The 7,305-nt window shown below is 68.0% G+C and carries 5 protein-coding genes; 2 read left to right on the forward strand and 3 right to left on the reverse strand.

The genetic code is table 11. The annotated features are described in order from the left end of the window. Positions 1–79: 79 nt before the first annotated feature. A complete protein-coding gene (gene murJ / locus E1261_RS21135; protein WP_132409020.1) occupies positions 80–1,726 on the reverse strand; it encodes a murein biosynthesis integral membrane protein MurJ in 1,647 nt (548 codons plus the stop codon). Then, positions 1,719–4,019, reverse strand: a complete 2,301-nt coding sequence (locus tag E1261_RS21140) for a DUF6049 family protein (protein WP_132409022.1) — start codon at positions 4,017–4,019, stop codon at positions 1,719–1,721. The genes murJ and E1261_RS21140 overlap by 8 nt, the downstream gene beginning before the upstream one ends. A gap of 63 nt (positions 4,020–4,082) precedes the next feature. On the opposite strand from E1261_RS21140, the gene E1261_RS21145 reads away from it, so the two are divergent. Next, positions 4,083–5,504: a CCA tRNA nucleotidyltransferase gene (locus E1261_RS21145; protein ID WP_132409028.1), complete on the forward strand. Its 1,422-nt coding sequence runs from the start codon at positions 4,083–4,085 to the stop codon at positions 5,502–5,504. Here the strand turns inward: E1261_RS21145 and E1261_RS21150 are convergent. Then, positions 5,501–6,259: an aminotransferase class IV gene (locus E1261_RS21150; RefSeq protein WP_165952585.1), complete on the reverse strand. Its 759-nt coding sequence runs from the start codon at positions 6,257–6,259 to the stop codon at positions 5,501–5,503. The genes E1261_RS21145 and E1261_RS21150 overlap by 4 nt on opposite strands. Before the next feature lie 53 nt (positions 6,260–6,312). Between E1261_RS21150 and E1261_RS21155 the strand changes: the two genes are divergently transcribed. Next, positions 6,313–6,933, forward strand: a complete 621-nt coding sequence (locus E1261_RS21155) for a hypothetical protein (RefSeq protein ID WP_238176340.1) — start codon at positions 6,313–6,315, stop codon at positions 6,931–6,933. Positions 6,934–7,305 lie beyond the last annotated feature (372 nt).

The following is a 7,305-nucleotide window of genomic DNA, read 5'->3' on the forward strand; positions in this document are numbered from 1 at the left end:
CCTGGATGCTGTGGTCGGCAGCCACCATCGTAGTGGCATCGTGATCCAGTACCGATGCACGAGTGCACAAGCGCTCCGATCAGCGGCGGCCCGGCAGCTTCGATGTGACCATCGACACCACGTCGTTGACCTCGTGGATCCTAAGTACTCGAGCCACGCCTGCATACACCGGAAGCAGCACGATCCCGGCGACGGCCAGCTGGAGCAGTGCGCCGAGCGGCCCGGAGAACTCCACCGCCAGGCTGACCGCCCACAGCACCAGCCGCCCGGCGCCCGCGCCGAGCGCGGCAGCGATCACCATGGCGAGCAGCGGCAGCCCGATTCCAGCGCCTGCCACCCGCGGTACGCGACGCCGTAGTACCGGCCGGGAGATCAGTACGGCGACCGTGTAGGCCAGCGCGAAAGCCCCGCCGAGCATGACACCGGAGTACCGGAGGTTCTCCTCGTCCAGCAGCACCCGGACACCGACCAGGGCGGCCGTGATGTTCGTCGCCGCGATCACGCACTGCAGGAAGAACGGCGTACGGGTGTCTTCGAAGGCGTAGAACGTGCGCAACTGGAAGTACTGGATCGTGTACGGAACGACTCCGAACGCGAGCGTGACGAGCGTGTAAGCCATCAGCGTCAGGTTGTTCTTACCGGACCCGTAGCCGGCGATGATCGTGACGATCGGATAGGCGAACGCGATCATCGCGGCCGCAGCCGGTACGACGATCGCCAGCGTCTGCCGGATCGAGCGGGCGGACAGCCGGGCGACCTCGGTGAGATCGCGGTCCGCGGCCAGCGCCGACATCTGCGGCAGCGCTGCCGTCGCCAGCGAGACCGTGATGATGCCGTGCGGCATCAGAATGATCAGCATCGCGGTCTGGTACGCCGTCAGACCGGCCTTCGCGCCGAGGTCACCCGACGCACTACCGGCGAGCGCGAGCTTGGTGACCACGACCAGCGTCACCTGGTTCACCGCGACGAACAGCATCGTCCAGATCCCGAGCTTGGCGGTCTGGCTGAGCCCGGTCCCGCGCAGCCCGAACTTCGGCCGGTAGGTGTGCCCGCTCGCCTTCAGGTACGGCAGCAGCACGAGCAGCTGGACGGCGATCCCGAGCGTGTGCCCGAGACCGAGCAGCAACTGCTCGCCGTGCGAGAAGGTCGCCGGGGTGTCCCCGGTCCGGTAGATGAAGAGGAACGCCACGATGGATGCGCAGGCGACGATGTTGTTCGCGATCGGGGCCCACATCATCGGGCCGAACCGGCGCCGCGCGTTCAGCACCTGACCGATCAGCACGAAAGCGCCGTAGAAGAAGATCTGCGGCAGGCAGAGCTGGACGAACAGCAGCAGGTTCGCCTTCTCCGCGCTCCGGGACGGGTCGTGCAGTTCCTCCGGCGTATAGAGGTCGGCGATCCACGGCGCCAGCAGCACACAGGCCGTCGTCACGACCGCCAGTACGACGAAGCCGAACGTCAGCACGCGGTTGGTGAAGTCCTGACCACCGTCGTCGTGGTTCTTGATCGCCCGCACCAGCTGCGGAACCAGGACGGTGTTGAACACACCACCGGCCAGCAGGATGTACAGACTGTTCGGGATCGTGTTGGCAGCGTTGAAGATGTCGGCCCGCAGCGCGGTGCCGATGGCAGCCGCGAGCAGGGCGAGCCGGACGAATCCGAGCAGGCGGGACAACACAGTCCCGGCTGCCATCACCGCCGCGGAGCGCAGGGTGCGGTCAGCCATCCTTCGAGCCGACTCCTTCTTTCAGCGACGCGTCCGCCGGGAGGCCGGCGTCCGCATCCGTGGCGGGCGTTCCGGGGGCGGCCGGCAGCGGCGCCGGGTGCAGCGGGTCGTTCTCGGGACTCAGGTCGGCCGCGGCGTCATCGGCGGCCGGTGGGTTGCGGCGCTCGGCGCGGATCCGCCGGTAGATCCGGACGAACGACGTACCGAAGAGCAGTGCGCAGGCGGCGCCGACCAGGATCCAGCCGACACTGCCGTACTGGCTCGCCTGGATCAGCATCGGCTGCGGGGGACCGACCGGGTCGCCGTCCACGGTGACGACCTGCGCCGTGGCCTGGATGACACCGTTCTGCTCGGCGCTGGCGTTGATCCGGGGAGTCCACTTCTGGCCCGCTCGCACGTCGACGGTGTCGACAGCGCGGACCCGTAGGTCGGTCCGGTTCACCGACCGCACGATCACGCCGACCCGGATCGAATGGCCCAGGTCGTTCGCCACAGTCAAGGGGAAGGTGCCGTTGCTCCCGGCCAGGTTGACCTTGATGGCGTTGCCCTTGTCGAGACTCGAGTTGACCAGGTGCACCTTGCGGAGCTGCCCGTTCACCGAGCCGAGCTCGACGGCGGCGTACTGACCGGCTTCGTCGGCATGGCCGGTCCAGCCGAGCGACGCGGACTGCAGCAGCCCCTTGGGCATGTTCGAGCTGACAGTTTCCGGATCTGACAGCAGGCTCGTGTAGGTGTTGATCGACTTCTCGAGCCGCTTGAGCTTGTCGAGCTGGGGACCGGCCAGCTTCCCGTTCGTCTTCGGTGCGCTCGGCGCCACGATCGCGCGCGGCTTCGGGGTGGCCTTGACGACCTGGTCGACGGTCACCGGCGTCAGCCACGGCAGGGCGAGCGCGCCGGCCAGTGCTGCGGTCGACCGACCGTCGGCGTCCCAACCTCGGGGCGGTACGACGACCGCCGTGGCCGGGCCTTTGACGGAGGCAGCGAGCAGCGCGGTCTCGGCGACGAACCGCTGCCGGACCTGGAGCGGATCGCGATCGGAGCCCGCATCCGGCCCACCTGCGGTCAGCGCCGAGTCGGCCACGACTGTCCGGCTCTGCTTCGCCGGGCCTTCGGGGGTCAGCACCTGGTAGACCGAGGTTCCCGGGGTCAGCACCTTGGCGGCGTCGGTGGTCCAGGCTGCACTGTTGACCAGATTCAGGTCCGAGGCCTCGTTCGCACCCTGGAAACCACCGGCGGCGAAGGCGAGATAGCGGCTCGCCGCGGCGCCGTTCTCCAGCCAGAGCCCGTTGGTCCGAGCCGAGACGCCGAGGTTCGCCTGCTCACTCTGCCTCCGGGCCTGCCGGACCAGCTCCTTCAGCGAGCCACCTGCGTCGAACAGGCCGGCCACGTCCACGTCGCCGTACGGCAGCGCGACGACCTGGTTGCCGTCGGCCTGGCTCTGCGTGAAGTCGGTGAGCCAGGTCTGGGCGAGCTTCCCGTTGGTGCCGGGGACGGAATGGGTGTAGCTCGTGCCGATCCGGTAGTTGTCGGCGTCGGTCATCTCCTTGGCCGCGTCGATCAGTGCGGGGTCCAGCAGCCAGGTGACGCGACGCTGCTTGCCGAGGTCGAGCGCCCGGCGCAGCGAGCCGCCCGGACCCATCGCCTGCGCCAGCGAGTCGTCCGCGAACAGTTGACCGCCGAGGTACGTCGGCCGGTGCTGCAGCGGAATCACCAGCGCCGTACTGACGTTGCCGAGCGGTTCGGCGCCGATCACCGGCATCAGCGTTCGGGCCCGGCCTGCGGTCACCCGGGACTTGCCCTCCGGGGTGCCGCGGAAGATGACGCCGACGGTGTAGACGCCGGTCTGCTTGCTGATCCGCCACTGGCCCCACGGCACGGTCAGGGTGAAGGGCACCTTGGCATTCGGCGCCAGCTTCTCGCCGAGGACCTGGTACGTCGTCGAGTCCGAGTTGTCGACGCCGATTCCGGAGCAGCTGTCCCGGTCGTTCATCGGGATGTTCTGCTCGTCCGGAACCGCGGCGATCTCGGCGGCCGTGGTCAGCGGGTGGCGGTCGATACAGGTGACGACCTGCGGACTCTCGCCGAACGCCACCGCGCTGTTGTTGGTGACAGTGCCCTTGATGACGACGGGCTGGCCGGGCTTCGGGGCCACCGGAAGGAACGATCCGATCGTCACCTCGACAGTCGGATCCTCGTCCGCGGCCATCGCCGGGACGGCCGAAATCGCTGCCGGGGCAACGATCAGCAGGCTCGCGGTCACTGCCGCGGAGAGCCTCAGTCGCCGTCTGAACACGCCGTCACCGTAACCTAGTTCCCCGTGTCACCTTTTGCCGACCAGTCAGGCCCTGCCGGATCCCTGTCCGCCGTACAGCGGCAAGGCGTCCAGTCACTGCTGGCGATCGCCCCCGTCGTGGACGAACTGGGCGCCCGGTTCGCCGCCGCCGGGCACGAGATCGCCCTCGTCGGTGGACCCGTCCGGGACATTCTCCTCGGCCGCGGGAGCAAGGATCTGGACTTCGCCAGCTCCGCGCATCCGGACGCGGTCGAGCGGCTGCTGGCCGGCTGGGCGGACCATGTCTGGGATATCGGCAAGGCGTTCGGCACCATCGGTTGTCGTAAGGGCGAGTGGGTCCTGGAGATCACCACCTACCGGTCGGAGTCCTACGATCCCACCTCACGCAAACCCGAGGTGGCGTACGGCGACAGCCTCGAGGGCGACCTGGCCCGGCGCGACTTCGCGATGAACTCGATGGCCGTCCTGCTCCCGTCGCACCAGTTCGTCGACCCGTACGGCGGCATCGCCGACGTCGCGAACAAGGTGATCCGGACGCCGGGCAGCCCGGAGGACTCGTTCTCCGACGACCCGCTGCGGATGATGCGGGCGGCCCGGTTCGCCGCCCAGCTCGGGTTCACGCCGGATCCGGGCGTGGTCGCCGCGATGACCGCGATGGCCGAGCGGATCACGATCGTCTCGGCCGAACGGGTCCGCGACGAACTGATCAAGCTGATCTGCGCCGACCACCCGCGGATCGGTCTCGACCTGCTGGTCAGCACCGGGATCGCCGACCACGTGCTGCCCGAGCTGCCCGCGCTGCGGCTGGAGAAGGACGAGCACCACCGGCACAAGGATGTGTACGAGCACTCGCTGACCGTGCTCGACCAGGCGATCGATCTGGAGTCCCGGCTCCCGTATCCGGTGCCGGATTTCGTGAGCCGGTTCGCCGCGCTGATCCACGACATCGGCAAGCCGAAGACCCGCCGCTTCGAGGAGGGCGGCAAGGTGACCTTCCATCACCACGACGTCGTCGGCGCGAAGCTGGCCCGGAAGCGGATGAAGGCACTCCGCTTCAGCAACGAGCAGATCGAGCAGGTCAGCAAGCTGATCGAGCTCCACCTCCGCTTCCACGGGTACGGCGACGGCGAGTGGACCGACTCCGCCGTACGGCGTTATGTCCGCGATGCCGGTGATCAGCTGGAACGCCTGCACGTCCTGACCCGCGCCGACTGCACCACCCGCAACCGCCGCCGGGCCGAAACCCTGCGGGCGGAGTACAGCGACCTCGAGGATCGGATCGCCCGCCTTCAGGAGCAGGAAGAGCTCGACTCCCTGCGCCCCGACCTCGACGGCAACCAGATCATGCAGATCCTCGACCTGCCCCAGGGCCGCGAGGTCGGCGAGGCCTACAAGTTCCTGATGGAACTCCGCCTCGACCAGGGCCCCCTCGGCGAGGACCAGGCCCGCGAAGCCCTCCTCCGCTGGTGGTCCGAACGCAACTAGATCGCCTGCGCCTCCTGTGAGGCATAGGCGGCTGCGATCGTCGCGGCCGATTCCGGATGCGGTGCGAACGTCCGGGCTCCGATCGCCGCGACCGGGAGCGCCGGGTCGATGGAGTTCGTCAGGTAGGCAGCGTCGTAGGTCGATAGGTCATCGAAGTGCACCGGGCGCATCTCGAAGGTGGCGAGCCCGCGCTGCAGAACCTGTTGCCTGATTCCAGCGAGGACACGTGCGGCTGGGAAGACGATCGTGGTGCCGCGGGCGAAGCAGATGTTCCAGATCGAGGCCTCGGAGATTTCGCCGGCCGCGGTGTGGAAGATGGCGTCGTCGTACCCGGCGGCTGTTGCCTGACGTGCGTGGTAGATCAGGTCGAAGGTGCCGGTGTGCTTGAGGTGCGGCAGTGCGCGCTGGTGCTGGATCGGGCGCAACCGGAGTGGGGTGGTGCCGGGTTCGATGGGCTCGCTCCGGCGGATCAGTACGTCGAGATCGCCGCCGAGCGAGAACACGTTGACGCGCAGACTGCAGTCGCGTTCCTGGGCGAGCGCCGTACGGAGATCTCTGCGGACCCGGTCGGCGTCGAGCGGTTGGCCGAAGACTTCGCGGGAGCTGCGGTCGAGGCGTTCGAAGTGGAGGTCGAGGCCGTCGACGCGGCCGTCGCGGACCTGCATCGAGGAGAAGTGGCCGTAGCTGGTTGCCCGGAGCAACTCCAGAGTCACAGTGGGCAGTGGTTCACCGTTGAGCACCAAGGTCTCGGTCACAACGGCAGTCTGACCTGACCGAACCAGTGCTGCGGCTGGTCTACGCTCGCATCGTGGACGTGTGGAGCATCATCGGCTGGGGCGGATCCGCGTTGGTGGTGGTGTCGCTGCTGCAGACCCGGATCCTGCGACTCCGCCTGCTGAACCTGGTCGGCTGCGTGATCCTGGTCGGCTTCAACCTCGTCATCGAGGTCTGGCCGATGGTCGGCATGAACGCCGTCCTGGCCGTCATCAACGTCGTCCACCTCTGGCGGTTGCTCCGGCACCGGCACGACGACGCCGAGTACGAGGTGCTCCGGGTCAACTCCGACGACGCCTACCTCGGTCACGTGCTCGCCACCCACGCCCGCGACATCAGCCGCTTCAACCCCGGCTTCGCACTCTCGGCCAGCCCGTACGCCTTCCTCGTCCAACGCGGCGAACGCACGATCGGCGTAGTCCTGGCCCACGACGCCGGCCAAGGCCGCGCCCAGATCGACCTGGACTACGTGCTCCCGAAGTACCGCGACTTCACCCCCGGCGAGTTCGTCTACCGCCGCAGCGACGTCTTCACCGACCAAGGCTTCCACCAGGTCCTCGCCTCACCCCGAATGCGCGACTCCTCCCCCTACCTCAACCGCCTCGGCTTCCACCCCGAAGGCGACACCCTGGTCCTCGATCTGCCCCAGGACTGATCTACAAAGTTGTAGAAGTACAGATCTAATAAATGTACTTCTACAACTTTGCGTACCGCGTATCCAACGGCGCCGGCCGGTCGACTTTGAGCGCGGTCGACCGCTCCGCCGGGTGCTAGATGGTCGGTGGACGCTCAAGGTGACTCCCCTCGATCTCACGGCTAGGGCGTCGCCGCGCTCGGCGTCTCCCTCAGCCATCCGCGGCCGGCGGACCGCCATCACCCACCAACTCTTGTCGGTCCGCCGGGTTCACGCTCGGGGTGCCCTGCTCGGGCGGCCCGGGAGTGGTTTAGACGGTGGTGCAGGTCCGCGTCCTAGAGGTCTTTCGCGAAGCAGAGGGAGGCGGGCTCGGTTTCGAAGGGTGGGTACGGC

It is taken from the genome of Kribbella albertanoniae, from assembly GCF_004348455.1.
In the GTDB taxonomy this organism is placed as follows: Bacteria; Actinomycetota; Actinomycetes; order Propionibacteriales; family Kribbellaceae; genus Kribbella; species Kribbella albertanoniae.

Bases quoted from the DNA above. Each gene is read 5' to 3' on its own strand.
- murJ (WP_132409020.1), bottom strand. From the start codon at position 1,726: ATGGCTGACCGCACCCTGCGCTCCGCGGCGGTGATGGCAGCCGGGACT.